Annotated in this window: 25 protein-coding genes; 13 read left to right on the top strand and 12 right to left on the bottom strand. The window is 66.7% G+C overall.

Annotated elements, in window-relative coordinates; genetic code table 11:
- Positions 1 to 22 precede the first annotated feature (22 nt).
- Both ACZK4Z_RS14455 and ACZK4Z_RS14450 read left to right on the top strand, forming a co-directional pair.
- Positions 23 to 775, top strand: a complete 753-nt coding sequence (locus ACZK4Z_RS14455; RefSeq protein WP_125892061.1) for a hypothetical protein — start codon at positions 23 to 25, stop codon at positions 773 to 775.
- Between the two features lie 133 nt (positions 776 to 908).
- On the top strand, positions 909 to 1,229 hold the full coding sequence (locus tag ACZK4Z_RS14450) for a hypothetical protein (RefSeq protein WP_125892059.1): 321 nt from the start codon (positions 909 to 911) through the stop codon (positions 1,227 to 1,229).
- 10 nt (positions 1,230 to 1,239) lie between these two features.
- Here ACZK4Z_RS14450 and ACZK4Z_RS14445 read toward each other — a convergent pair whose 3' ends face one another.
- Positions 1,240 to 2,223 (bottom strand): hypothetical protein, encoded by a 984-nt coding sequence (locus ACZK4Z_RS14445; protein ID WP_049463183.1) that lies wholly within the window; start codon positions 2,221 to 2,223, stop codon positions 1,240 to 1,242.
- Positions 2,224 to 2,361: 138 nt separating this feature from the next.
- Here ACZK4Z_RS14445 and ACZK4Z_RS14440 point away from each other — a divergent pair, with 138 nt between their 5' ends.
- A complete protein-coding gene (locus ACZK4Z_RS14440) occupies positions 2,362 to 3,327 on the top strand; it encodes a DUF2268 domain-containing putative Zn-dependent protease (RefSeq protein ID WP_125892057.1) in 966 nt (321 codons plus the stop codon).
- A gap of 49 nt (positions 3,328 to 3,376) precedes the next feature.
- On the top strand, positions 3,377 to 4,165 hold the full coding sequence (locus tag ACZK4Z_RS14435; RefSeq protein WP_125892055.1) for an SGNH/GDSL hydrolase family protein: 789 nt from the start codon (positions 3,377 to 3,379) through the stop codon (positions 4,163 to 4,165).
- On the opposite strand, the gene ACZK4Z_RS14430 is transcribed toward ACZK4Z_RS14435, so the two are convergent.
- Complete coding sequence (locus ACZK4Z_RS14430) at positions 4,140 to 5,024, bottom strand: LysR family transcriptional regulator (protein ID WP_100468918.1); 885 nt, start codon at positions 5,022 to 5,024, stop codon at positions 4,140 to 4,142. The genes ACZK4Z_RS14435 and ACZK4Z_RS14430 overlap by 26 nt on opposite strands.
- Before the next feature lie 105 nt (positions 5,025 to 5,129).
- On the opposite strand from ACZK4Z_RS14430, the gene ACZK4Z_RS14425 reads away from it, so the two are divergent.
- A complete protein-coding gene (locus tag ACZK4Z_RS14425) occupies positions 5,130 to 6,260 on the top strand; it encodes an agmatine deiminase family protein (protein ID WP_125892052.1) in 1,131 nt (376 codons plus the stop codon).
- A gap of 22 nt (positions 6,261 to 6,282) precedes the next feature.
- On the opposite strand, the gene ACZK4Z_RS14420 is transcribed toward ACZK4Z_RS14425, so the two are convergent.
- Positions 6,283 to 6,828, bottom strand: a complete 546-nt coding sequence (locus ACZK4Z_RS14420; RefSeq protein WP_049397600.1) for a thioesterase family protein — start codon at positions 6,826 to 6,828, stop codon at positions 6,283 to 6,285.
- 69 nt (positions 6,829 to 6,897) lie between these two features.
- Between ACZK4Z_RS14420 and ACZK4Z_RS14415 the strand changes: the two genes are divergently transcribed.
- From ACZK4Z_RS14415 to ACZK4Z_RS14405, 3 genes are all read left to right on the top strand, one after another.
- Complete coding sequence (locus ACZK4Z_RS14415) at positions 6,898 to 7,473, top strand: TetR/AcrR family transcriptional regulator (RefSeq protein WP_125892050.1); 576 nt, start codon at positions 6,898 to 6,900, stop codon at positions 7,471 to 7,473.
- A gap of 52 nt (positions 7,474 to 7,525) precedes the next feature.
- Positions 7,526 to 7,909, top strand: coding sequence for a nuclear transport factor 2 family protein (locus ACZK4Z_RS14410; protein WP_049463189.1), 384 nt, complete (start codon positions 7,526 to 7,528; stop codon positions 7,907 to 7,909).
- A gap of 254 nt (positions 7,910 to 8,163) precedes the next feature.
- Positions 8,164 to 8,685, top strand: coding sequence for a hypothetical protein (locus ACZK4Z_RS14405; RefSeq protein ID WP_125892048.1), 522 nt, complete (start codon positions 8,164 to 8,166; stop codon positions 8,683 to 8,685).
- A 46-nt stretch (positions 8,686 to 8,731) separates the two neighbouring features.
- On the opposite strand, the gene ACZK4Z_RS14400 is transcribed toward ACZK4Z_RS14405, so the two are convergent.
- From ACZK4Z_RS14400 to hutI, 6 genes are all read right to left on the bottom strand, one after another.
- Positions 8,732 to 10,840 (bottom strand): TonB-dependent receptor family protein, encoded by a 2,109-nt coding sequence (locus ACZK4Z_RS14400; protein ID WP_125892046.1) that lies wholly within the window; start codon positions 10,838 to 10,840, stop codon positions 8,732 to 8,734.
- Positions 10,841 to 11,027: 187 nt separating this feature from the next.
- Entirely contained in the window at positions 11,028 to 12,464 is a 1,437-nt protein-coding gene (locus tag ACZK4Z_RS14395) for a serine hydrolase domain-containing protein (protein WP_125892044.1), read from the bottom strand.
- Between the two features lie 150 nt (positions 12,465 to 12,614).
- Positions 12,615 to 14,282 (bottom strand): urocanate hydratase, encoded by a 1,668-nt coding sequence (hutU, locus tag ACZK4Z_RS14390; protein ID WP_049399643.1) that lies wholly within the window; start codon positions 14,280 to 14,282, stop codon positions 12,615 to 12,617.
- A complete protein-coding gene (gene hutG / locus ACZK4Z_RS14385) occupies positions 14,279 to 15,133 on the bottom strand; it encodes an N-formylglutamate deformylase (protein ID WP_125892042.1) in 855 nt (284 codons plus the stop codon). The genes hutU and hutG overlap by 4 nt, the downstream gene beginning before the upstream one ends.
- Positions 15,130 to 16,671: a histidine ammonia-lyase gene (gene hutH / locus ACZK4Z_RS14380; RefSeq protein ID WP_125892040.1), complete on the bottom strand. Its 1,542-nt coding sequence runs from the start codon at positions 16,669 to 16,671 to the stop codon at positions 15,130 to 15,132. Before hutH ends, hutG begins: the two co-directional genes overlap by 4 nt.
- Positions 16,668 to 17,891, bottom strand: a complete 1,224-nt coding sequence (gene hutI / locus ACZK4Z_RS14375; RefSeq protein WP_125892038.1) for an imidazolonepropionase — start codon at positions 17,889 to 17,891, stop codon at positions 16,668 to 16,670. The genes hutH and hutI overlap by 4 nt, the downstream gene beginning before the upstream one ends.
- Before the next feature lie 67 nt (positions 17,892 to 17,958).
- Here hutI and ACZK4Z_RS14370 point away from each other — a divergent pair, with 67 nt between their 5' ends.
- The 4 genes from ACZK4Z_RS14370 to ACZK4Z_RS14355 all read left to right on the top strand — a co-directional run bounded on the left by ACZK4Z_RS14370 (position 17,959) and on the right by ACZK4Z_RS14355 (position 20,743).
- Positions 17,959 to 19,329 carry a formimidoylglutamate deiminase gene (locus tag ACZK4Z_RS14370; protein WP_125892037.1) on the top strand — a complete coding sequence of 457 codons (1,371 nt, stop codon included), beginning with the start codon at positions 17,959 to 17,961 and terminating at the stop codon, positions 19,327 to 19,329.
- Between the two features lie 28 nt (positions 19,330 to 19,357).
- Positions 19,358 to 20,086: a histidine utilization repressor gene (gene hutC, locus ACZK4Z_RS14365; RefSeq protein ID WP_125892035.1), complete on the top strand. Its 729-nt coding sequence runs from the start codon at positions 19,358 to 19,360 to the stop codon at positions 20,084 to 20,086.
- A 73-nt stretch (positions 20,087 to 20,159) separates the two neighbouring features.
- On the top strand, positions 20,160 to 20,342 hold the full coding sequence (locus ACZK4Z_RS14360) for a type II toxin-antitoxin system HicA family toxin (protein WP_125892033.1): 183 nt from the start codon (positions 20,160 to 20,162) through the stop codon (positions 20,340 to 20,342).
- Positions 20,343 to 20,350: 8 nt separating this feature from the next.
- Positions 20,351 to 20,743 (top strand): type II toxin-antitoxin system HicB family antitoxin, encoded by a 393-nt coding sequence (locus ACZK4Z_RS14355; RefSeq protein ID WP_125892031.1) that lies wholly within the window; start codon positions 20,351 to 20,353, stop codon positions 20,741 to 20,743.
- Between the two features lie 119 nt (positions 20,744 to 20,862).
- Here ACZK4Z_RS14355 and ACZK4Z_RS14350 read toward each other — a convergent pair whose 3' ends face one another.
- From ACZK4Z_RS14350 to ACZK4Z_RS14340, 3 genes are all read right to left on the bottom strand, one after another.
- Positions 20,863 to 21,873: a restriction endonuclease gene (locus ACZK4Z_RS14350; RefSeq protein ID WP_125892029.1), complete on the bottom strand. Its 1,011-nt coding sequence runs from the start codon at positions 21,871 to 21,873 to the stop codon at positions 20,863 to 20,865.
- Positions 21,874 to 22,110: 237 nt separating this feature from the next.
- Positions 22,111 to 22,602 carry a phasin family protein gene (locus ACZK4Z_RS14345; RefSeq protein ID WP_032127716.1) on the bottom strand — a complete coding sequence of 164 codons (492 nt, stop codon included), beginning with the start codon at positions 22,600 to 22,602 and terminating at the stop codon, positions 22,111 to 22,113.
- Between the two features lie 80 nt (positions 22,603 to 22,682).
- On the bottom strand, positions 22,683 to 22,958 hold the full coding sequence (locus ACZK4Z_RS14340; protein WP_005417302.1) for a polyhydroxyalkanoic acid system family protein: 276 nt from the start codon (positions 22,956 to 22,958) through the stop codon (positions 22,683 to 22,685).
- A 125-nt stretch (positions 22,959 to 23,083) separates the two neighbouring features.
- On the opposite strand from ACZK4Z_RS14340, the gene ACZK4Z_RS14335 reads away from it, so the two are divergent.
- On the top strand, positions 23,084 to 23,890 hold the full coding sequence (locus tag ACZK4Z_RS14335; RefSeq protein ID WP_125892027.1) for an FHA domain-containing protein: 807 nt from the start codon (positions 23,084 to 23,086) through the stop codon (positions 23,888 to 23,890).
- Positions 23,891 to 23,893: the final 3 nt, after the last annotated feature.

Here is a 23,893-nt window from a genome sequence, read left to right as displayed (position 1 = left end):
TCGACAGAGATAGGAAAGTCTCATGAAGGCATGGATGTTGGTACTGGCCACGTTGTTGGTTTCTCCCGTGGCAATGGCGGTGCAGCCCCGGATGAGCGTGCACGTGACGTACGACTGGTCTGGTTGGGGTTCTGTATCTGAGCGCTGGGTCATCCGGCGCGATGCCTATGGCTTGACCACCCGTGTACAGGTGGTTGATGCGCCCGACGTCCAGCCGCGTTTGCCGGAGCTTCTGCCGTTCGGCGCGCTGTCAGCGTTCGAGGCCGCGCTGCGGGCAGCACCGTTGACCAGGGACGCCACGGTGGATCTGATCACTTCGCAGCTGGACCGGCCCGCGATACTCAAGCTGGATCCGGAGCTGCGCAGCATGCCGCCGGCCAGATGTTCGTTTGCCCAGCAGCAGGCCTGGGCACGGCAAGCTCTGGCCGGGCAGGGTTTGCAGGAGCGCGTTGCAGAACACTTCAACAGTCTCCGGACCGATGACTATCCCATCATGACCGTGGTCGTATCCCGGCTGGGCCACCCGGATACCGTCTTGGTGTCCACCTCCCAGCACACGATGATGCTGCCTTGGAAGCGCCTGTCGTCGGCGGACTTCGATCAGCAGGTTCTGGAAGGTGCTCAGGAAGAGTGGCGTCCGGCGTTGAGCGATGCATTGATGGGGCTGCTACCTGGGGGAGAACCCACACGCGAACGCTTCAAGATCGCTTGGTTTCAGAACAGATTACGCGGCGACCTTGCCTTGGAGGCGCTGCGTTGTGGAACCCTGCGCTAGGAAACGGCAGATTGATCATCCATGGATGCTCTGCAATCAACTGTGGAGACTCGGTAACGACGTGTTACCGGCACATTCGCATGCCACGCAAATGGTCTAGGCTGAACCTGATCGCTCGTTCCAGGTCGGTGCAATGAAAGCCATTCTCCTTGCTGCAACGTTGTCGTTGGCCCAGGTTTCAACGGCATATGCTCAGTCGTTTCCCGCTGAGCTGACGCAATTGGGCATCATCGCCGGCATGCCTTACGCCAAGGCCAAGCGCCTGCTGGATGCCGCAGGCTGGCAGGCGAAACCTGCGCAGGGCGCGCCGGAGTCGCTGGAGGGCTTTCCGGAAGTCGGATGCCATAAGGACGGAAAGCAGTGTGCGACGACCTTCGAAAAGGACGGTCAACAGATCGCGGTGCGGCTGGGTACTACCCTGGCAGGGCAGCCGTTCGTGCAGAGCGCTGACTGAGCACCCGCCCTCACGCCAGCGGTAGGCGGTCCTGCGCGTGGGATAACCCGTCATGCAGGTCGCGCACGTGCTCGGCCTTGGCATGCACCCGGGTGGTATCGCCGAAACTGCGTAGATAAGCGCAGGCTGCGAAGCCGGCGCTCTTCTTTTCGTACTCGGCAATCCAGGCCAATCGATCCGGATTGTTGGCCTGTTCGGATGACCACGCGGCCACTGGTGGGCGGATGCGGTACTTCAGGCCGACGCGCCACGGCTTCGGTGTCAGTCGCGCACGGAAGCAATGCTGCAGCCGGCACATGCGCGCGTACAGGGTATCGGTGCCCAGTGCCTTGAAGAATGCCTGCAGCTGCTCGTCCTCCGGGGAGAACGTGGCATGCATCGCCAGTACGCGCAGTCCCGCAGGCGTCCGGTAGGCGCGCAGATGCCAGTGGGGGTGTTGTTCGCTGAAGGCTTCCACGCGTCGCAGCGCCAACCCCTCGGCGCCCCCGGCGGCGGCCAGCCGCTGCCTGCGGCGCATCAGCAATGCGGCATTGACCAGAACCACCGCCGCCACGCCCAGCACCAGTCCCACCAGCCAATGCCACAGCAGCGTGCCGGTGACGGCGCCGGCAAGCAGCACGACCGCCGCAACGATGGCTGGCATCACGCAGCCGGCTGGCGGCTGCGCATGGTCGATGTCGGCGAACAGTACGTCCGGGCTGTTGAGGCACAGTGCGCCATAGCTGTTGCGGGTGATGACGACGTCGCCGTCGCGCTGCACGATCTGCTCGCGGATCGGCACGCCTTCCACGCCGTAGTTGCTGCGCACTTCGCGACGCGGCAGCACCTGTCCGGCGAGGATGGCATTGAGGGCTTCATTGGCGCGGCGGTCGGCGTGCACCTGCGCCTCGGCAGGGCCTTCGTCGGACCAGCCGAAGCGGCGCACCACCACCGGCCGGCCACGGAAACGGGCCTGCAGGCGGGCTTCGGCCCAGTAGGCGGGAACGATCATCATCGCGGGGTGCTCTATCTTCCGTGGCAGGTGCCAACGCGAGTCTGGCACAGCGCCGGGGTGCCCGCATCTGCTTGCTGCGGCGGCCGGGCCGGAGTGATAGATTGCGCGCTTCGCATGCACTCCACCAAGGACGGAGCGATGTCCATGATCCTGCGCGGCCTGTTGGCCCTGGCCTGTGCCGGGGTGGTTGGCATGGCCACGGCGGCGGCACCGGTCGGGCCGCAGATTGTCACTGACGATGTCAGCCGTTTCTACGCGCTGTACGACAACGCAGGTGGCAAACCCAGCGTTGCGCAGTTGCGTGGCTACATGGCCGAGGGTTCGGCGGGCCTGGCCGAGCTGGCCAAGGCGCGCCGGGTCACCCCCGAGCGCATTGCCGAGTCCATCGCCAGCCAGCCGGAGCTGTATGTGCAGGGGCGAAGCTGCCTGGCCGAACTGCCGGCGGTGAAACAACGTCTGACGCAGGTGTTTTCCAACCTGCAGGCCATCTATCCGCAGGCTGCGTTTCCGCCGGTGACCATCGCCGTCGGCCGTGGTCGTCCGGTAGGGTTGACCTCGAAAAGCGGCGTGATCATCGGCCTGGAAGCGCTGTGCGCAGCCGATTTCATGAATCCCAATGTGCAGGACCGCTTCGTGCATGTGATCGCGCACGAGTACGTGCACATCCAGCAGACCGGCCTGACCGACTTCGAGCCGGGCGACCCGCATGCGACCGTGCTGCGTGTTTCGTTGGGCGAGGGCATTGCTGAGTTCATCGCCGAACTGATTTCCGGCAACGTCGGCAACGGGCGCCATGCGGCCTGGACCCGTGGTCGGGAAGTGCATATCGAAAGCGCATTCGCGCTGGATCTGGACAGCACCGATCTGTCGCCGTGGCTGTACAACTACAAGCCCGGTTCGCAGGAGCCCTATGACCTCGGGTACTGGGTGGGATACCGCATCGCCAAGGCCTATTACCTGCAGGCCAAGAACAAGCGTGACGCGGTGCGTGCGCTGATCCAGCAGGACAACCCGAAGGCGATCCTGGCCGCCAGCGGCTGGACGCCGGGTATGTGGATGCCGGCGAAAGTCACGGGTGTGGCGGCGCGTACGGCTGCACGCTGAGCACAGGGTGGGGCGTTAGACTGCTGAAGATGATTTCTGGAGTACCCGCATGCGTGGACCTGTTGAGCTTGCCACTGCCACTGTCGTGACGTTGGGCCTCGCGTTGGCTTCTCCGCTGGACGCCGCTGAGGCCGTCGCCGTCAACCCGCTACTGCAGACGCCCATCGACCGGCTACGCCCCGACGAAGTGCGCTTCATGCAGCAGCGCCTGGCCGATTGGCCGGAGCTGCAACGCTATCGTGATGCCAATGCGCGCCTACCTGATGCGGTGCCCGGCCAGCCGCGCGTGGTGTTCTTCGGTGACTCCATCACCAAGGGCTGGGGCAGGGAAGGCAGTGCCGGTTTCTTCCCCGGCAAGGGCTGGCTCAACCGCGGCATCAGCGGCCAGACCACGGCGCAGATGCTGGTGCGTTTCCCGCAGGACGTACTGGCACTGAAGCCACAGGTGGTGGTGATCCTGGCCGGCACCAACGACATTGCAGGCAACACTGGCCCATCCACGCAGGCGATGATCGAAGACAACCTGCACGCGATGGTGGACCTTGCCCGTGCACATGGCATCGCCGTAGTACTGGCATCAGTGCTGCCGGTCAGCGATTACCCGTGGCTGCCGGGCACAGCACCTGCGCCCAAGGTGCGTGCATTGAACACGGCATTGAAGCGCTATGCCGATGCACAGCAGCTGGTCTATCTGGACTACTACACGCCGATGGCCAATGCAATCGGCGGACTGGACCCGCAGTTGGCGGAGGACGGCGTGCATCCTACGGCGAAGGGCTATGCGGTGATGGCGCCGTTGGCCGAGGCGGCGGTCATGCGCGCGCTGCAGCAGAAGTAGCTCCGCCGGGCAGGCTTGCCAACAACCACTCGCAGAAACTGATCACCAGCGGATCGGTTGCACTCTCCTCATGTACCAGCCAACTCCAGCGTGGGCCGCGCACGCGTGCATCATCCAATGGTTGCAGCAGGCCTTGTTCGCAGGCTCGGGCTGCCAGCAGCTCGCTGACCAAGGCGATACCCAGCCCTTGGCACGCGGCATCCAATAGTTGCCCAGGCTCGGAGAAATTCATTCCCTCGCGGCGCTGGCCGACATCGGCGCCACCCTGTACCTGCCATTGGCTCCAGTCCATCTCACGCTCGCCATGCAGGGTGAGACGTTCGTGCACGGGCGTCGCCAGCAGCTTGGGATGGCAGGCCGGATAGAGACGATCCTGCAGCAGCACGCGATGCTGGCACTGCGCCTGTGAGTCGAGGTCATCACGTACCGCTACGTCCAGCGTCTGCGTGGTCATGTCCGGCGCTTCCTCGCTGGTCAGCAGCCACAGATCGGCGTCGGGATGCAGCCGGTGAAAGCTGGCCAGGCGTGGCACCAGCCAATGCCGAGCAAAGGCCGGGCTGGCGTTGACGATCAGTTGATTGGGCTTGCGGTACTGATCGAGCCGGCGGATGCCGCTGGCCAGCTGCCGCAGCAGCGCCTGCGTTGTTTCCAGCAGGTCGATGCCGGCATCGGTGAGGGTGACGCTGCGGCCCTGCCGGAAGAACAACGGCTGCTGCAGCGACGCTTCCAGGCCCCGGATCTGCTGGCTGATGGCCGACTGGGTCAGGTGCAGTTCCTCCGCCGCACGGTGGAAACTGCCGAGCCGGGCGGCAGCCTCGAAACCCCGCAGGGCGTTCAGTGGTGGCCAGTGCTTGAGCATTTAAGATAAGTAGAACTGTTCAATTGATGGCTGAATCTATCGTTTGTTCTTATGTGTCGGCAAGCGCAGCATAGCGCCCATCCCACACCGGCCATGGAGCCTGTCATGAGCAACCGTCGTCACTTCCTCACCCAGCTGGCGGGCGCCGCCGGCCTTGGCGGCCTGGCTGCTCTGGGCCTGGCCGGGCTGCCGGGTCGCGTGGCTGCAGCAGGGCCAGGTGCGGGGACTTGGCGCATGCCGGACGAGCACGGCCCACAGGAACGCGTGTTCCTTGCCTTCGCCGCGCAGCCGAGGGTGTGGGGCGCGCAGGCCGATGCGGTGAACACCGCCGTGGCGCGGCTGGCCCGTACCATCGCCCGCCACCAGCCGGTCAGCGTGCTGTGCCGCCCGGCGCAGTTGAAGCAGGCGCAGGATCGCTGTGGCCGCGACAACATCGAGTTCCTCGAGGTGCCGCTGGATGACATCTGGGTGCGCGATTACGGTGGTTGCTTCGTCACCAATGACAAGGGCGGCCTGGGCCTGGTCGACTTCAACTTCAACGGCTGGGGTGGCAAGCAGAGCGCGCGCAACGATGGCGCGGTGGCGCCGTGGCTGGCGCAGGTGACTGGCGCGACGCTGCTGGAAAGCGATCTGGTGGGCGAGGGCGGTGGCATCGAAGTCGATGGCCATGGTACGGCCATCCTCACCGAAAGCTGCTGGGTCAACCGCAACCGCAATCCGGACTGGTCGCGCGCGGATATCGAGGCCGAGCTGAAGCATCACCTGGGCCTGCGCAAGGTGATCTGGCTGCCCGGCATCGCCGGCAAGGACATCACCGATGCGCACGTGGACTTCTATGCGCGCTTCGTACGCCCGGGCGTAGTGATCGCCAATCTGGACAACGATCCGGAGTCCTACGATTACGACCTGACCCGCGAGCATCTGCGGATCCTGCGCGGGGCCACCGATGCCGATGGCCGTCGCCTGCAGGTGCATACGCTGCCGCCGCCGCTGGACGGGCGCGATAACGTGCATACCCGCGACAACGATGATCTTGCGATGGGCTACATCAACTACCTGCCGATCAACGGCGCGGTGGTCGCGCCGCAGTTCGGTGACGACGAAGCCGATGGATTCTGCCGCGAACTACTGGAAGACATGTATCCCGGCCGCGTGATCGAGCAGGTGGATATCGATGCCATCGCCGGTGGCGGTGGCGGCATCCATTGCGTGACCAAGAACATGCCGAAGGTGTAGTCCACTGTTGCGTTGACGCGCCTCAGGCGTCGTCCTGCTTCAATGCGGCATCGGCAGCCAGCAGCGCCTCGGCGGCTGCACTGAGCGGCGGCGACGGCGGGGCGACCACGCCGATCGCTTCCATCATCTTCGGCATGCCCAGGAACTGCCGCGCGCGGCGGTCGTAGATGCCGGTGACCAGCAGCGCACGGGTGGCGATCTTCTGCTCGGGCCCGATCAGTACGCGTTGCTCCATGATCCCGCGCGAGCCGACCCAGCCGACCAGCCGCGTTTCCAGGGTGAAGCGCTGGAACGGCTTCAGCTCGCGGCGGAACTGGATGGTGCCGGCGCCGACGATCGGTGCCCACTTCTCGCGCAGCGCCACCCGTCCCAGGCCCATGCGCAGGATCAGGTCCAGCCGGCCCAGGTCGAAGATGTTCCAGTAGCGGCCGTTGGTCATGTGCAGGTTGCTGTCCAGGTCATTGGGCAGTACCCGGAACTGCAGCCGCGAGACCCCGAATGGGGCCTCCAGCTTGGGCCGGAACAGGCTGCACAGCAGCAGATGGAGCAGGCGGAACCAGAGATTCATGGTTATGACGACTGTTATATAATCGCCGGTACGCTAATCTATGACGACTGTCCTGGCAAGGAGCCTGCCGTGAGCCCGCGTACGTCTGATGCGCCACAACGCGTGATTGATGCTGCGGCACAGATGCTGGCGCGTGTGGGCCTCAATGCCACCAGCATCCGTGAGGTCACCAAGCTGGCCGAGGCGCCGCTGGGCTCCACCTATCACCACTTTCCCGGCGGCAAGCAGGAGCTGTTGGCGCGTGCCACCCATATGGCCGGCGACAAGGTCGAAGCGTTGCTGGTGGAGCTGCTGAAAGGCGGGGCGGTGCAGGGCCTGCAGCAGTTCCTGACGATGTGGCGCGAGCGCCTGCTGCGCACCGATTTCCGCGCCGGCTGCCCGGTGTTGGCCGCTGCGGTGGAGGAGCCGGTTGACGCGGTGCACAGCCAGCCGCGCGCGGCAGCTGCAGAGGTATTCGCGCGCTGGCAGGGCCATCTGGCCGCAGCGTTCGTCGCCGACGGACACGATCCGGCCGCCGCGGGTGGGCTGGCCAGTCTGGTGATCGCCAGCGTGGAAGGTGCGGTGGCGATGTGCCGCGCACTGCAGGACATCGCCCCGTTCGACCAGGTGGCCGCGCAGTTGCTGAAGGCCGCCGCGCGGCCTTGATCCGGCGGCACGGTCGCGGGAGACTCGGTGCAGGCCCTGACTGGACGCCGCCATGGACGAATCGCACTGCCGCCACCTGATTGAGCACTACCTGCAGGCCTACAACCGCTTCGACATCGACGCCATGCTGGCGGTGCTGGCGCATAACGTGCGATTCGAGAACCACAGCGGCAGCCAGCTGACGATGGTCACCGAAGGCATCGATGCCTTCGGCGAACTGGCACGGCAATCGGCGCCGTTGTTCCGCGAGCGCGAGCAGCGGTTGCTCGAGTTGACCTTCGAGGATGGCATGGCGCTGGCCAGGATCGGCTGGCGTGGCGTGTTCGCGCAGGACATTCCCGATGGTCCCAGTGCGGGCACGGAACTGGCCCTGCAGGGACGCAGCGAGTTCGCTTTTGAGGACGGTCGCATCGTGCGGATCATCGACCGCAGCTGAGGATCGATGGCATAGGCCCGCCGTCTGGACAGCGGACCTGCCCGCGGTAGAATCCGCCCATCACCACCTACGCGTGCCCGGCAAGGATGTCCGCATGCTGCATCAGGCTCTTGAGCCCCCATGCTCCACGAGCTGTAGCGGCGCATGTGGATGGCCGAGCCCAGTTTTTCGTTCCTGGCCTACCCTGCGCTATGATCCGCGCCAAGGCCAAGGTATGTGGCCGGCTGTCAACCACCACTGACGAGGAAGAGCGCATGGATGTCGCTGCACACCGCAACAGGACGTTGTTTCGTTGGACCATGATGGTGCTGCTGGCTGTGTTGTTGCCGTTTGCAGCACTGGCACAGCCTGCAGCCGGGCAGGCCGATGGCGCCGAAGCCGCCACCACCGCTACGGAAGAGGCGCAATGCCGCGCCTGCGCTTATGAGCGCATTGGGCCCAAGGTCGATATCGGCCTGGTGGCCCTGATTTCGCTGCTGGTGGTGGGCCTGCTGGTGGCGGTATCCCGCGAATGGGGCACCACCTCGCAACGATGGACCTGCCGCACGCTGGCCCTGTTGCTGGTGGGTGTCGGTGTGGCGTTGCTGTGGTGGGCTGGCAGCGTCGTCTACCTGGGCTACAACCCGTGGCAGGAAATGGCCGCCCCCGTCGATGGCTCGCTCACCTCGACACTGCTCAATACCTCACCGAAGTGGCTGGCGGCGATGGTGCTGATCGGCTTGGCGCCTTCCATCTGGAAGCGCAGCGAGCGCCTGCCAGCGTGGCGTATCGGCTGACCCTGTAACGGCGGCGCCGGATCACGCCCGGCGCCGCCTGAGGCAATCAATCAAAGCGCAAGCGCACGCCTGCATAGACCCCACGGCCTTCGCCCGGTGTTGAGCGCGCGACATCCTTGCCGGCGTCGTCGTAGCCCGGCGTAACCGTGGCGGCATAGTGGCGGTTGCCGATGTTGCGCATCTCCGCCCAGGCCTGCCAGCGGCCACCGGGTGCGTCGTAGCCGATGCGGCTGCCGAAGATCACATGGCTGTCGGCCCAGTAGCTGTTGGCGTAGTCCACGGCGATGCGCGAGGCGTATTCGGAATTGAGCGCAGCGTACAGGCCGGACGCGTGATCGAAGCGCAGCTCGGCCTGGTAGCTGTGCAGTGGCAGGCCGGGCAGGCGGTTGCTGCCGAAACGCGCGTCGTGGCGATAGCGGAAATCGCTGAAGGTGTACGCCTGGCGCAGCGACAGGCGGCCCGGTGCAGCCTGCCACAGGGTGCTGTCCAACCCGGCTTCGATGCCGCGGTGAACGGTGGGGCTGGCGTTGTTCTCGGCGATGAACAGGTTCGGCACCGGTTGCAGCTCGACGCTCAGCAGTTCGTGGTTCACGTGTGCGTAGTAGCCGGTCAGTTCCCAGCGACCCAGCGCCGCGTCACCGCGCGCGCCCAGTTCCAGCGTGGTGGCGGTCTGGTTCTGCATCGGCACCGGCGCGCGCTGGCGGCCGGTAGACGGGCCATTGCCCGGCCCGAAGTACTGGTTCGAGCCCCAGATCATCGACCACGGGTGCGGTGCTTCCACCGAGCGGCTGAGGTTGCCGAACCACTGGGTCTGGGCGCTGTGCTGCCAGGTGAAGCCCAGTCGCGGCGCGTAGTCCCAGTCGTGGTCGCGCAGGCGGCCGCCGCTGCTCGGCCAAGTCACCTGCACATCGCGATGGGTATTGATCAGTGCCAGCCCGGTCTGCACGCGCAGGCGGTCGTTGAAGGCCAGGGTGTTGCTGACGTGCAGCGTGCTGTCGGTGCCGTGGTGGCGGAAATCACGCGTGCGCGTGCCGGCGGCATAGCCGTTGCTGGCAAAGCGCAGCGACTCGCGCACATCGGCGTCCAGATCATGGGTGACGCGCAGGCCGACCGTGGTTTCGCTGTCCAGGCCGAACAGCCGGTGGCGGTGGCGGTAGTCCAGCGTGGCGTTGAGGTTGGCGTAGTCCAGCTGCTGGCGGTACAGGCTCTCGTTCAAGTCCATCGGGTACTTGTGATAGACCAGCCCGGCCTGCAGCGAGGAATCCTCATCGATCTGCAGCGTGGTGACGTTGCCCACCCACGTGCTGCCCGGCTGCGGGCGGCGCGCGTCGATGGCCAGGTTGGCCGCATTCGCGGCACGTGGGTCGTTGCGGATCTGATCGCGGGTCAGGCGCCCGGGTGTTTCATGATTGGTTTCGCGGTAGCGCACGAAGAAGCGCGTCTGCAGGTCGGGCGTGATCTGCCAGCCGATGTTGGCCATCGCGCCCTTGCCGTCGCCGCGCGCATGGCGCTGATAGCCATCGAACTCGGTATCGGTGTAGGCCAGGAAGTAATCGACATCACCATTGACGCCGCCCCAGCTGATGCCGCGCTTCTGGTAGCCACGGCTACCGGCTTCGTAGTGCAGCTGTACGCCCGCCGAATCACGACCGCTGCGGCTGACGTAGTCGATGGCACCGCCCAGCGCCAGCGCGCCACGCTCGAAACCGTTGGCGCCGCGCAGTACTTCCACGCGGGACAGCCACAGCGGTTCCAGCAGCTCGTAGGGCGTGCCGCCCGGGCCGGTCAGTGGCAGGCCGTCGATCGACACCGCAATACCCGAGGCATGCGCGCCCGGGCCCCGGTTGATGCCTGAGCCACGGATCGAAATCTTGGTGCCTTCGTTGCCCGGCGACTGCGCGCTGATGCCCGGCTGGTAGGCCAGCACATCGGCACTGCTGGACAGCCGGCTGTCCGCCTTGGTCACGTCGATGACGTTGCTGGCGCCGGGTACGCGCTTCAGCGCCTCGCGCACCTGGGCGCTGGCATCGGCGGCGGTGACCCGCACCGCATCGAGGGTGGTGGCCTGCGGCGCAGCAGCGGCGGTGGTGGAGAGGCCAAGGGAAACGGCCAGGAACAACAGCGACGGGGTGGGGCGGTACGACGAGAACGACATGCGGAAATGCTGTAAACCACAAAAGTGGCGCGCAAGTTAACAGGTCGGCGGCGTCACGTCACCCATCGGCGGCGTGTGGCCGCCCGCGCTCCTTGCAGAGTCGAGCTTGCTCGACTGCTTTTCGCTTTCTGTAGAGTCGAGCCTTGCTCGACTGCCTCTGTGTCCCGCAGTCGAGCACGGCTCGACTCTACAGCGCCGGCTTCGCCAGCGCCTTGGCCTTTGCATACAGCCGATCGGCCGCCTCCTTCTCACCCAGCGCCGCTTGGCATTCCGCCAGGCTGTCCCACGCATTTGCCGAATCCGGATACAGCTCGGTGTTGAGAGCAAATACCTTTACTGCCTTGCGTGCCCCGAGGCTCTCGCGGATCGCGTAACCATCGGCATTGATCGCGCGTTCCAGTTCTCTGGCAGCAACCTTGTTGCTGTCGCGCAGCCAGCGATGCACAGCTTCGGCCGCGCCAGCGCTGTCATCCAGCGCATACGCGATCAGTCGCTCGGACAACACCGTATGTGGGAACTCCTCCGGCGCGGCCACCGCCATCGTGCTCTCGACCAGCGTGCTCGACCAGACATTGCGGGTGCTGCCGTTGGTCAGGTACACGAACACCCAGTAGCCGTTGGCCAGCGTGCCCTTGTAGGCCAGCCGCGCACGTACACGGGTGCCGCCATCGTGGCCGACCTGGGTGTAGCCGTCGCTGCGGGTGGTATCCCAACCGGTGGAGAAGAAATTGCTGCCACCGCCGGCCAGTTTCTGCGGCTGCCAGAGTTTTTCCAGGGTCGCCGTGCGCAGCAGCTTGCCGGTCGCCAGCGCCTGCAGGAAACGGTTCATGTCGCCCACGGTGGTCTGCAGGTCGGCGTGTCCCCAACCGTAGTTCGGCCAGGGGTCTTCATTGGCCGGCTGCAATGCGCCGTCTTTGCCGATGTACGGCACCGCCGCGCGCTGCGCCGGCACGCTGGTGATGCCCCACGAGGTACTGGTCATCTTCAATGGCAGCAGGATGCGTTCGCGCGCGATGGCCGGGTAGGGCTTGCGGTAGTGCGCTTCCAACAAGGCGGTCAGCACCAGGTAGTTGGCCTGGGTGTACTGCACGCGGGTACCGGTGGTGAACTGCATCGGTGCCGCAGCGGCGACGTTCAACGCAGTTGCAAGATCGGGGGCCACGCCGGGGTAGCCCTTGCTCACCCAGCGGTTGTCCATGCGTTCGTAGTACTCGCCGACACCCGAGCTGTGGTTGAGAAAATCGCGCACGTGAATGGTCTGCCATGCTGATGGCAGGTCCGGCACATAGCGGCTGGCTGGTGCATCCAGATCCACCTTGCCCTGGTCCACCAGCTGCATCACCAGCGTGCTGGTCAGCAGCTTGGCCATCGATTGCGCGGCGAAGATGGTATCGACAGTGGCAGGCACATGGGCAGCGGGATCGCGTTCGCCGCTGGCGCCCTGGTACAGCACCTGGCCGTTGTGGGCGACCAGTACCGCCTGGCCGGCAATGCCGTAGCGCTCGCGGTTGCTCTGCAGTTGGGCGTCGAGCTGTGAAGAGAGGCCGACGCGGAGGTCACGCGCGGAAGCGGGCGGAGCAGCGAACAGGGCGCAGAGCAATGCAGCAGCAAGGGTGCGGTACATCGCGGTGATCCGTCAGCGGTGATGGCGCATGTTGGTCAGCGGCGGGGGAGCGGGTCAAGGGCACCGATTCCCGCATCAGGGAGAGCCGGCCAGCGGCCGGCACTACCCTACGCTTCCGGTAGTGCCGGCCGCTGGCCGGCACCCCTGCGATCAGCCCAGGATTCCTGGCAGATCCAGCCCCTTTTCCTTCGCGCAGTCGATCGCGATTTCATAGCCTGCATCGGCATGGCGCATCACGCCTGTGGCCGGGTCGTTCCACAGCACGCGGCCAATCCGCTTGGCCGCGGCCTCGGTGCCGTCGCAGACGATCACCATGCCCGCGTGCTGCGAGAAGCCCATGCCGACGCCGCCGCCATGGTGCAGCGACACCCAGGTGGCGCCGCTGGCGGTGTTGAGCAGGGCGTTCAGCAGCGGCCAGTCGGACACGGCATCGGAACCGTCGGCCATCGCTTCGGTTTCGCGGTTCGGCGAGGCAACGCTGCCGCTGTCCAGGTGGTCGCGGCCGATCACCACCGGCGCCTTCAGCTCGCCGTTGGCCACCATCTCGTTGAAGGCCAGGCCGAGGCGATCGCGGTCACCCAGACCCACCCAGCAGATGCGCGCGGGCAGGCCCTGGAACTTGATCTTCTCGGCAGCCATGTCCAGCCAGCGGTGCAGGTGCGGGTTGTCCGGAATCAGTTCCTTCACCTTGGCATCGGTCTTGGCGATGTCTTCCGGATCGCCGCTCAGTGCGGCCCAGCGGAACGGGCCGATGCCGCGGCAGAACAGCGGGCGGATGTAGGCCGGCACGAAACCGGGGAAGTCGAAGGCATTGGCCACGCCTTCCTCCAGTGCCATCTGCCGCAGGTTGTTGCCGTAGTCCACGGTCGGCACGCCCAGCGCGTGGAAGCCAAGCATGGCGCGGATGTGGTTGGCCATCGACGCGCGCGCGGCTTTCTCCACTTCCTTGGGCGCGGAGACACGTTTCTCATCCCACTGCTCGACCGTCCAGCCCTGCGGCAGGTAGCCGTTCACCGGGTCGTGCGCGGAGGTCTGATCGGTCAGCAGGTCCGGCTTCACGCCGCGCTTGAGCAGTTCAGCCAGTACGTCGGCCACGTTGCCGAGCAGGCCCACCGACTTCGGCGTACCGGCCTTGCACGATTCATCGATCAGCCGCAGCGCTTCGTCCAGGTTGTCGGTCCAGGTATCCAGGTAGCCGGTGCGCAGGCGCATGTCGATGCTGCTCTTGCGGCACTCGACGGCCAGGCAGGACGCGCCGGCCATCACGGCAGCCAGCGGCTGCGCGCCACCCATGCCACCGAGGCCACCGGTGAACAGCCACTTGCCGGTCAGGTCGCCACCGAAATGCTGGCGGCCCATCTCCACGAAGGTCTCGTAGGTGCCCTGCACGATGCCTTGCGCGCCGATGTAGATCCAGCTGCCGGCAGTCATCTGGCCGTACATGGCCAGGCCCTTTTTATCCAGCTCGTTGAAGTGGTCCCAGTTGGCCCAGCGCGGCACCAGGTTGGAATTGGCGATCAGCACGCGCGGCGCATCGGCATGGGTGCGGAACACGCCCACCGGCTTGCCCGACTGCACCAGCAGAGTCTGGTCGTCGTCCAGGCGCTTGAGCGTCTCGACGATGGCATCGAAGCTCTCCCAGTCGCGCGCGGCGCGGCCGATACCGCCGTACACCACCAGTTCCTGCGGGCGCTCGGCCACGTCCGGGTGCAGGTTGTTCATCAGCATGCGCAGCGGCGCTTCGGTCAGCCAGCTCTTGGCGTTGAGCGTGGTGCCTGTCGGCGCGGCAATGGTGCGGGTCGGGTCGTTGCGGGTCATGCGGCGCTCCGGTTCGTAGCGAATTCAAGGCAGGCGTTGAGCACCTGCGCCAAGGTGTGGCGCAGCGGTGCGGCGTGATCGGGGTCGAGCGGGGTGGGCCAGCTGTGTTCGTCCACCTGGTCCGGCAGGGGTTCGTGCATGTAGCCGCGGCAGGCAAGTTCCATCTGCAGGCTGTGCACGCCACCGGCGATGTTGCTGTAGTGGCGGGTGATCCAGCCGCCCTTGAAGCGGCCGTTGCGTACCTGGCTCATGCCGCTGATCTTCAGCAGGTTCTCCACCACATCGCTCAAGGCGTTGTCGCAGGACGTGTCCGGTGCGCCGGACGGGCCGGCGGTACCGAGGTTGAACTGCGGCAGCTCGCCTTCGAACAGGTGCGGGATATGCGAGCGGATCGAGTGCGCGTCATACACCACCACGGTGCCGTGGCGTGCACGCAGGCGCGTGATCTGTGCGGCCAGCGCATCGTGGTAAGGAAGGAAATACGTGTCGCGGCGACGAGCGATTTCCGCGTCATCCGGTTCGCGCCCGGCGTGGTACAGCGGCTGGTTGTCGAAGGTGGTCAGCGGACACAGGCCGGTGGTGTTCTGACCCGGGTACAGCGACACACCGCTGGGATCGCGGTTGAGGTCGATCACCGAGCGCGAGATCGCCGAGCGCACCGTGGTGGCGCCCATGCCGCGCACGAAGTCGTACAGCTCGTGCACCCACCAGTCAGCATCGCGACGGGCCAGCCACGGCGAGTGGTAGTCGCCGATCAGGTCGTGCGGCAGTTCGCTGCCGGTATGCGGGAAGCTGACGATCAACGGGGCGTCGCCCTCGTGCACCGTCAACCATTCGGGATGGGCATTCATGCCTGCGGTTCCACGGTCGGCAGCAGCTCTCCCAGGCCCTGCGCCAGTGCACCGCTGCGCACAAGATTCGTGGCGGTCACCATGTCCGGGTGGAAGTAGCGGTCTTCTTCCAGCGTCGGCACCTGCGCACGCAGGGTGGCGCGCACGGTTTCCAGCGCGGCGCTGGAGCGCAGCGGCGCATGGAAGTCGCAGCCCTGCGCAGCGGCCAGCAGTTCGATGCCGATCACGTTGGCGGCGTTCTCGGCCATCTGCATCAGGCGCCGCGCGCCGTGCGCGGCCATCGACACGTGGTCTTCCTGGTTGGCCGAGGTCGGGATCGAATCAACACTGGCCGGGTAGGCACGCTGCTTGTTTTCCGAGACCAGCGCAGCCGCGGTCACCTGTGGAATCATGAAGCCGGAATTCAGGCCCGGACGCGGGGTCAGGAACGCCGGCAGGCCGGACAGGGCCGGGTCGACCAGCATCGCCAGGCGGCGCTCGCTGATCGAACCGATCTCGCACACCGCCATGGCCAGCATGTCGGCGGCGAATGCGACCGGCTCGGCGTGGAAGTTGCCACCGGACAGTGCTTCGCCGGTATCGGTGAACACCAGCGGATTGTCGGAGACGCCGTTGGCTTCGATTTCCAGCGTGGTCGCGGCCTGGCGCAGGATGTCCAGCGCCGCGCCCATCACCTGCGGCTGGCAGCGCAGGCAGTACGGGTCCTGCACGCGTACGTCGTTGTCACGATGCGATTCGCGGATGTCCGAGCCCTGCATCAACGTGCGCAGGGTGGCGGCAGTGGCGATCTGCCCGCGCTGGCCGCGGATGGCATGGATGCGCGGGTCGAACGGGGTATCCGAGCCCTTGGCCGCTTCCACCGACAGCGCGCCGGTGACCAACGCGGCCTGGAACACGGTTTCGATCTCGAACAGGCCGGCCAGCGCATAGGCGGTGGAGAACTGGGTGCCGTTGAGCAGCGCCAGGCCTTCCTTCGCGCCCAGCTCGATCGGTTGCAGGCCGGCACGTGCCAGTGCGTCGACCGCCGGTAGGCGTTCGTCACCGATGAAGGCTTCGCCGACGCCCAGCATCACGCTGGCCAGGTGCGAGAGCGGCGCCAGGTCACCCGAGGCACCCACCGAGCCCTGTGCGGGCACCACCGGCAGCACGCCCTTGACCAGCATTGCTTCCAGCAGCAGCAGGGTTTCCTCGCGCACGCCCGAAGCGCCCTGCGCCAGGCTGACCAGCTTCAGCGCCATCATCAGTCGCACCACATTCGCCGGCATCGGCTCGCCCACACCGGCCGCATGCGAGAGCACGATGTTCCGCTGCAGGGTAGCCAGGTCCTCGCGCTCGATGCGCACGCTGGCCAGCTTGCCGAAGCCGGTGTTGATGCCATAGACCGGCGCGCCCTTGGCGACGATGGCGGCCACGGTCGCGGCACTGGCACGCACCACCGGCAGCGCGGCCGGGTCCAGTGCAAGCGGCGCACCGCGATAGGCCTGCCGCCACTGGGCGAGGGTGACATGGCCGGGGCGAAGAACCAGGGTGTTGCTCATGTGTTGCTCCAGGAGGCAGGCAGGTCGGGCTGTCCGCGCACCACGCGCGCGTGCAGCGGGTTGAATCCAATGCGATAGACCAGGTCGGCGGGGGCGTCGATGTCCCAGATCGCCAGGTCGCAGTCCATGCCCACGGCCAGGCGGCCGATGCGGTCGCCATGGCCCAGAGCGCGCGCTGCTTCACGGGTGAAGCCGGCGATGCACTCGTCCACGGTCAGGCGGAACAGGGTGGCGCCCATGTTCATCGCCAGCAGTGGGCTGGTCAGCGGCGAGGTGCCCGGGTTGCTGTCGGTGGCCAGCGCCAGCGGCACGCCGGCCGCACGCAGCGCCGCGATCGGTGGCAGGGTGGTATCGCGGGTGAAATAGAAGGCACCGGGCAGCAGCACGGCGACGGTGCCGGCCGCCGCCATCGCGGCAATGCCGGCATCGTCCAGGTGTTCGATATGGTCGGCCGAGAGGGCACCGAAGCTGGCGGCCAGTTCGGCGCCATGCTGGTTGCTCAGCTGCTCGGCGTGGATCTTCACCGCCAGCCCGTTGGCGCGCGCCGCTTCGAAGACCTGCCGCGCCTGCGCCGGCGAGAACGCGATGTTCTCGCAGAACACATCCACCGCTTCGGCCAAGCCTTCGGCGGCGATGGCCGGAATCATCACGTTGCACACCTCGTCGGTGTATTCCTGTGCTTCGCGGCCTGGCGGAATCGCATGTGCGCCGAGGAAGGTGGTCACCACGTTGACCCTGCATTCCTCGCCCAGCGCACGCGCCACCTGCAGCTGCTTGCGTTCGTCGGGCAGGGTCAGGCCGTAGCCGGACTTGATCTCGAGGGTGGTCACGCCCTCGGCGCGCATTGCCAGCAGGCGCGGCCGGCTTTCGCTGGCCAGCTGTTCCGGTGTGGCGGCGCGGGTGGCGCGCACGGTGGAGACGATGCCGCCGCCGGCACGGGCGATGTCGGCATAGCTGACGCCCTGCAGGCGCTGCTCGAATTCGTTGGCGCGGTTGCCGGCGTAGACCAGGTGGGTGTGGCAGTCGATCAGGCCGGGCGAAATCCAGCGGCCTTCGCCGTCGATGCGGGTGGTCGGCTGCAGGTGGGCATCGCTGCCGGCCGCGCCGACATGGACGATGCGGCCGTCGGCGCAGGCCAGTACGCCATCGCGGATGACACCCAGCCCCTCGCCATCGAGGGTGATCAGGTGAACGTTGGACCAGAGGGTATCGACGTGCATGGCATCCACAACGCGGCTGTGCTTATATGTCTATACAATATAGGCGTCCATTTCGGGTTGTCCAGCCATGTCCGATTCGCGTTCCCCGCACAGTTTCCATGCCGCCCACGCCCTGCTGGTCGAGGGTTGGGCCCGCGATGTCCGCCTGCAGGTGCAGGACGGTCGCTTCACGGCGATCAGTACGGGGCAGGGCGCGCAGGCGGGTGATACCCGTGTCGGCATCCTGGTGCCGGGCCTGCCCAACCTGCACAGCCATGCCTTCCAGCGCGGCATGGCCGGGCTGACCGAGATCGGCGGCGGCGACGGTGACAGCTTCTGGAGCTGGCGCGAGCTGATGTATCGCTTCCTGGCCCATCTGCGCCCGGACGCGGTGCAGGCCATCGCCGCCCAGGCCTACATGGAAATGCTGGAAAGCGGCTTCACCCGCGTCGGCGAATTCCATTACCTGCACCATGATGCTGACGGCCGGCCGTATGCCAACCGTGCCGAGATGAGCGCGCGGATTGCGGCGGCGGCCGACCAGACCGGCATCGGGCTGACCCTGCTGCCGGTGTTCTATGCGCATGCCGATTTCGGCGGAGCGGCACCGAACCCCGCGCAGCGACGCCTGATCCACGACGTGGACGGCTTCGCGCAGCTGCTGGACGCCGCCAAGCCGTCTTTGGCCGCGCTGCCCGATGCGGTGCTCGGCATTGCCCCGCACAGCCTGCGTGCAGTCACCGGCGAGGAATTGAGTGCTTTGCTGCCGCTTACCGACGGCCCGGTGCACATCCACATCGCCGAACAGGTGCGCGAGGTGGAGGCCTGCCTGGCCTGGAGCGGCCAGCGTCCGGTGCAGTGGCTGTACGACCATGCGCCGGTGGATGCGCGCTGGTGCCTGGTGCACGCCACCCACATCACCGACGATGAGCGCGCCGCCATCGTGGCCAGCCAGGCGGTGGCCGGCCTGTGCCCGATCACCGAAGCCAACCTTGGCGACGGCCTGTTCCCGATGCAGGCGTTCGCGCGCGAGGGTGGACGCTTCGGTGTCGGTTCCGATTCCAATGTGCTGATCGACGCGGCTGAGGAACTGCGCCTGCTTGAGTACGGTCAGCGCCTGACCCTGCGCGGGCGCAACGTACTGGCCCCGGATGCCACCCGCAGCAGCGGTCGCTTCCTGTTCGAAGGTGCATTGCAGGGCGGTGCACAGGCGCTGGGCGTGGCTGCTGGCCTGCAGGTCGGCGCCAGCGCCGATCTGGTCGAGCTGGATGCCGCACACCCCGCGCTACAGGCGCGGCAGGACGACGCATGGCTTGACAGCTGGGTGTTCGCCGCACGTAATGGCGCGCTGCGATCGGTCTGGCGCCATGGCCGCCAGTGCGTGGCCGACGGCCGCCACCTGCAGCGCGAGGCGATCACCAGCGCCTTCGCTGCCGCCCTGCGCGGCGTGCTGGGCTGATCGCCTCCCGCCACCGAGATCCCATCACGTGAAGGCCAGCAAGTCCGCCACGCTCAACCAGCGTATCCGCAGCGATCTGGAAAGCCGCATCCTCAGCGGAGAGTGGGCGCCGGGCTTCCGTATTCCGTACGAACACGAGCTGATGGAGCAGTACGGCTGCTCGCGGATGACCGTGAACAAGGTGCTGACCGCACTGGCCGAGAGCGGCATGATCGAGCGCCGCCGCCGCGCTGGTTCGTTCGTGGCGCGGCAGCCCCCGCACCTGGAACAGGTGGCGCTGGAGATTCCCGACATCGCGATGGAAGTCGGCTCACGCGGTCATCAGTACGCGTATCGTCTGCTGCAGCGCGACCTGCGCCTGGCCGACGCCGGCAATGCCGGTGAAGTCGGGCTGGCCGGCAGCGAAATGCTGTTGGCGATGCGCTGCCTGCACCTGGCCGACGGCCGCCCGCTGGCGCTGGAGCACCGCCTGATCAGCCCGGTGGGCGTGCCCGAGGTGCTGGAGGTCGATTTCAGTACCACCGCGCCGGGCAGCTGGCTGCTGCAGAACGTCTCGTGGACCCGTGCCCAGCACCGCATCAGTGCTTGGGGCGCGGATACCGCCACCGCCAAGCTGCTGGAGGTGAAGCCCGGCACCGCCTGTCTGGTGATCGAGCGCCTGACCTGGCGCGGCGAACAGCCGATCACCCGTGTGCGCCAGGTGTTCCTCGGCGACGCCTGGGACCTGGTCGCGCGCTTTGCGCCTGGCGCAAGGTAGGGTCGGCCCCGCTCGGGACACGCTGTCGCCTTGAACTCTGTCGGGGCGTGTGTACGATGTGTATCGTCCCCGCATGAAGAGCAGGGACCTCATCCTGGATCTGGAGGCGGCAGGTTGGACCTGGCGCCGGATTCGCGGATCCCATCATGTATTCGTGCACCCGCAGCACCCTCACATCATCACCGTGCCTCACCCTAGGAAGGATCTGGGGAAAGGGCTGCTGCTGGCGTTGCGGAAGCTCGCAGGACTGACGTAGGAGGGCCCATGCGATATCCAGTCTTGATCGAGGCAGGCGATGAGCGCACCGCGTGGGGTGTGGTCGTTCCAGATCTGCCGGGGTGCTTCTCGGCGGCCGACACGCTTGATGATGCGCTCAGCGCTGCCGAGGAAGCTGCGCTCGCCTGGATTGATGCGGCCCTGGATGAGGGGCGCTCGATTCCGACACCTTCCGCGCCACAGAAGATCGCCGCCGAGGCATCCAAGGACCTCCGTTGGATTCTTGCGTACATCTGCATTGATCCGGCTCTGCTGGACGACACCATCGAGCGGGTCAATATCAGCCTGCCACGCCGGATCCTGGCGAGGCTGGATGCGCAGGCCAGAGCGGCGGGTGAATCGCGCTCCAGTTACATCGCCCATCTCGCGGCATTGGGCTGAGCAGGCGCCATGTAGAGCCGAGCCATGCTCGGCTGCTGTTGGCGCGATGCGCGATGAGTCGAGCGTGGCTCGACGCTACAAGGGCATCCATGCATGGCGTCGATCTACGGACACCCCAATCAATACGTGGCGCACTGCCGCCAGCGCACCGGCTCATCCACGCCGGGGCGGGCGTTGAGCTGGATGCGCACGTTGCGCAGGGCGGGGTAGTGCAGCACTTCCTCGCAGACCTGCGGCCAGACCTTTTCCAGCTCGCCCGTGCGGTTGATCGCCAGCGTCTGCCGGGTCAGCCAGACCCCGCTGGCGATACCGGGCTTGCCGGCCAAGGCGCGGGACAGATCGGCCTGGAAGCGCTCCAGCGTGGCGGCATCCGGGTTGGGGTTGCTGCGCGCGTCGGCTGAGGGCGCGGCCGGTGCAGGCGCAGCGGCCGGCGGCGTGGTGGCGGGGGCCGGCGCCGGTTCGGGCGCCGCTTCAACCACAGGCGCAACCGGCGCGGGGGTGTCCGCCACCTCGGCAACAGGCGCGGTGTCCTGCACATGCAAGCCTTGCAGGCTCAATCCCACCAGCAGGCCCAGCGTGACCGAGCCGAGCGCGGCAATGGCGATCCGGCGCAGGGCTTCATGACGGGCACTGGCGCGTACACGGGTTTCGATTTCCGCCGGTAGATAGGGCTGCAGCAACGGCCACAGGCGCGGGCCGTCCAGCACCTCAACCGCCTGCTTTTCGGCGGCGCTGCGGCCGTCGCGTTCCATCCGGCCTTCGGTCAGCAGCACGCCGCCGCGGGCGCCGGCCAGGCGCGCGGCCGCGCCCAGTTCGTTCACCGCGGCGGTGCCGATGCGATAGGCCAAGCCGTGCTTGCACGAGACCAGCCAGCTGTTGGGGCCGTCGCTGAGCAGGAAATCGCTGCTTGGCTCACGGGATTCCTCGCCCGGGTCATCCAGTTCGCGCAGGCCGCGCTGCTCGCGCAGCATGCGCTTGACCAGTACCGAGAACTCGCGCCAGTGCATGCCCGCCAGGGCCTGCAGGCCGAGTTGCATCTCCTTCTGCCGCCGCTTGATCCACCACAGATAGACAACAGCCAGGGAACAGGTAAGCAGGGCCGACAGCAGGGCCAGGATCCAAGGGAGCATGCAGGAGGTGCGCGGAAGGGGCGAATGCGGAAGACGACAGTGTAAAGGTCGTACTATCCGGCTGGGTCAGGACGTTCCTGACAGGAAGCGTGATGGAACGCTCAGATCGGCATACGGCGGGCACGAAAAACCCGCCAATCCTGAAGCCGTGAGGGGAGGGAACAAACGGCAGCCGAAGCGATTGGCGGGTTGCTCGCGATTGTCAATCAAAATTTATTGCATTGCAACAATGGCCGGTCAGGGCACGCTGCCTGGCGACTGATGGCTGCCCGGTGCAGGTGCATCAGTGCCCGAGGCGTCGCGATTTTCCAGCTTGGCCAGGCGTGCCTGCAGTGCGTCGATGCGCGCCTCCAGCGCAGTCACCTCGTCGGCGGTTGGCACGTGCAGGCGCTTGAGTACGCCCTGCACCTGGTCGTCGAACGCTTTTTCAACCTTGTTCCAGGTGCCGGAAGCCTTCTCGCGGGCCTCGTCCAGCGACGTTTCAACGTTGTCGCGCCAGCCCGGGCCCTGTTCGCCGTTGCGTTCACGGCGGCGGGCTTCCCAGGCTTCGCCTTCCTTCACCAGGCCGTCGAAGAAGCGGCTGCCTTCGGCCTGTGCACGGCCAAGAGCGCCCAGGCCGGCCAACCAGACCTGCTGCGCCGAGTCACTCAGCTTGCGCGAGAAGCGCTCGGCTTGGTCACCGAAAGAGGCGTCGTCGTTGCGGCGGTCGTCGTTCTCGTAGTGGTTCATCGCACTTCCCGTGGGAGTTGGGCCTGCCCCGAGAGTAGCGCGCGCTGGCGTTGCACGGCCGTGATGGCCGCCGCCGGGGTTCAGCCCAGCTTTTCCTTCAGAACGCGCTGGATCTCGCCTTCGACCATGCCCTTCATCGCCGACAGCAGGAAGCCCAGCTTGGCCGTGACGCGCACGGCGCCCGGCTGCAGTTCGATCGCACCGTCCACGCCGCTGCCGGAGAAATTCAGTACGTCGGCAGTCCAGGACGACTTCAGGCCGAAGCGCTCGGACAGCTTGGCGGCGACCTGTTCGATCGCGGCGCGCGCCTGTGCATCGGGCAGGGCGTGGGCGTGGCGGACATCGATGGTGGACATGCAGGCTCCTGGCGCAAAGCGGGGATGATTAATGAGGGCGAGCATTGTGCGCATCGAGGGCCTTCGCGCCAAGCACTCATCGTGGGTTCTTCTTCGTTGGCGACCAACCTGCTAGGCTGCGCCGCGTGCAGAACCTGCTTGTTCACTTCAGCCAACAACAACAGCCCGACCAGCCGCTGCGGCCCGGGGTGCAACGCATCGTGCGCCAGGCCAATGGCAGTGTGAGGCTGGGCGAGGCCGGCCACGGTGCCCTGCTGCTGGCGCAGTTCTGCGTGGATGATCGCGGCCTCTGGCTGCAGGTCGGCAACGGTATCCGCGGCATTCATGTGAACGGTCGCCCGGTGCGGCGCATGGCGCTGCTGCGTGCGGGCGATGCGGTGTATGTGGACGGCGTGGAAATGGTCCTGCAGGGCGAGGTGGAGAGCCTGCTGCAGGCCCCCGCACCGAACAGCGGTGACGGCACCAATGAGCAGCAGCGCCTGCTGCGCGGTGTCGGTGGCCTGCACCATGGCCGCAGCTTCACGCTGTCGCGGTCCCGCCTGATCGGCCGCGGTGGCGACGCTGACATCGAGATCAATGAGCCGGCCTTCGCCGAACAGCACGCCCGCGTGGAAGTGCATGGCGAGCGCGTGCTGTTGCGTGACCTGGGCAGTGCCGATGGCACACGGGTCAATGGCGTGGCCGTGCGCCACTGCTGGCTGCAGGCAGGCGACCAGGTGGTGTTCGATGGCCAGCACCGGTTCGTGCTGGAAGTGCCGCATGACCCGCGCCGGCGCCCGCTGCCGGATGAAGACGAGTCCAGCCAGGACGCCGAGCAGGCGCCGATGCTGCCGGCCGCGCCGCGCAAGGTCCGGCGCTGGCCGTGGCTGCTGGTGAGTGCGCTGCTGCTGGCCGCACTGCTCAGTCTGCTGCTCTGGTTCGGCGCGCGCTGATCT

It is taken from the genome of Stenotrophomonas sp. 71799_Sma (genome assembly GCF_056482505.1).
This window is presented reverse-complemented; position numbering and strand designations above follow the sequence as displayed.

Bases quoted from the DNA above. Each gene is read 5' to 3' on its own strand.
- ACZK4Z_RS14455 (WP_125892061.1), top strand. From the start codon at position 23: ATGAAGGCATGGATGTTGGTACTGGCCACGTTGTTGGTTTCTCCCGTG.
- ACZK4Z_RS14450 (WP_125892059.1), top strand. From the start codon at position 909: ATGAAAGCCATTCTCCTTGCTGCAACGTTGTCGTTGGCCCAGGTTTCA.
- ACZK4Z_RS14445 (WP_049463183.1), bottom strand. From the start codon at position 2,223: ATGATGATCGTTCCCGCCTACTGGGCCGAAGCCCGCCTGCAGGCCCGT.
- ACZK4Z_RS14440 (WP_125892057.1), top strand. From the start codon at position 2,362: ATGTCCATGATCCTGCGCGGCCTGTTGGCCCTGGCCTGTGCCGGGGTG.
- ACZK4Z_RS14435 (WP_125892055.1), top strand. From the start codon at position 3,377: ATGCGTGGACCTGTTGAGCTTGCCACTGCCACTGTCGTGACGTTGGGC.
- ACZK4Z_RS14430 (WP_100468918.1), bottom strand. From the start codon at position 5,024: ATGCTCAAGCACTGGCCACCACTGAACGCCCTGCGGGGTTTCGAGGCT.
- ACZK4Z_RS14425 (WP_125892052.1), top strand. From the start codon at position 5,130: ATGAGCAACCGTCGTCACTTCCTCACCCAGCTGGCGGGCGCCGCCGGC.
- ACZK4Z_RS14420 (WP_049397600.1), bottom strand. From the start codon at position 6,828: ATGAATCTCTGGTTCCGCCTGCTCCATCTGCTGCTGTGCAGCCTGTTC.
- ACZK4Z_RS14410 (WP_049463189.1), top strand. From the start codon at position 7,526: ATGGACGAATCGCACTGCCGCCACCTGATTGAGCACTACCTGCAGGCC.
- ACZK4Z_RS14405 (WP_125892048.1), top strand. From the start codon at position 8,164: ATGGATGTCGCTGCACACCGCAACAGGACGTTGTTTCGTTGGACCATG.
- ACZK4Z_RS14400 (WP_125892046.1), bottom strand. From the start codon at position 10,840: ATGTCGTTCTCGTCGTACCGCCCCACCCCGTCGCTGTTGTTCCTGGCC.
- ACZK4Z_RS14395 (WP_125892044.1), bottom strand. From the start codon at position 12,464: ATGTACCGCACCCTTGCTGCTGCATTGCTCTGCGCCCTGTTCGCTGCT.
- hutU (WP_049399643.1), bottom strand. From the start codon at position 14,282: ATGACCCGCAACGACCCGACCCGCACCATTGCCGCGCCGACAGGCACC.
- hutG (WP_125892042.1), bottom strand. From the start codon at position 15,133: ATGAATGCCCATCCCGAATGGTTGACGGTGCACGAGGGCGACGCCCCG.
- hutH (WP_125892040.1), bottom strand. From the start codon at position 16,671: ATGAGCAACACCCTGGTTCTTCGCCCCGGCCATGTCACCCTCGCCCAG.
- hutI (WP_125892038.1), bottom strand. From the start codon at position 17,891: ATGCACGTCGATACCCTCTGGTCCAACGTTCACCTGATCACCCTCGAT.
- ACZK4Z_RS14370 (WP_125892037.1), top strand. From the start codon at position 17,959: ATGTCCGATTCGCGTTCCCCGCACAGTTTCCATGCCGCCCACGCCCTG.
- ACZK4Z_RS14360 (WP_125892033.1), top strand. From the start codon at position 20,160: ATGAAGAGCAGGGACCTCATCCTGGATCTGGAGGCGGCAGGTTGGACC.
- ACZK4Z_RS14355 (WP_125892031.1), top strand. From the start codon at position 20,351: ATGCGATATCCAGTCTTGATCGAGGCAGGCGATGAGCGCACCGCGTGG.
- ACZK4Z_RS14350 (WP_125892029.1), bottom strand. From the start codon at position 21,873: ATGCTCCCTTGGATCCTGGCCCTGCTGTCGGCCCTGCTTACCTGTTCC.
- ACZK4Z_RS14345 (WP_032127716.1), bottom strand. From the start codon at position 22,602: ATGAACCACTACGAGAACGACGACCGCCGCAACGACGACGCCTCTTTC.
- ACZK4Z_RS14340 (WP_005417302.1), bottom strand. From the start codon at position 22,958: ATGTCCACCATCGATGTCCGCCACGCCCACGCCCTGCCCGATGCACAG.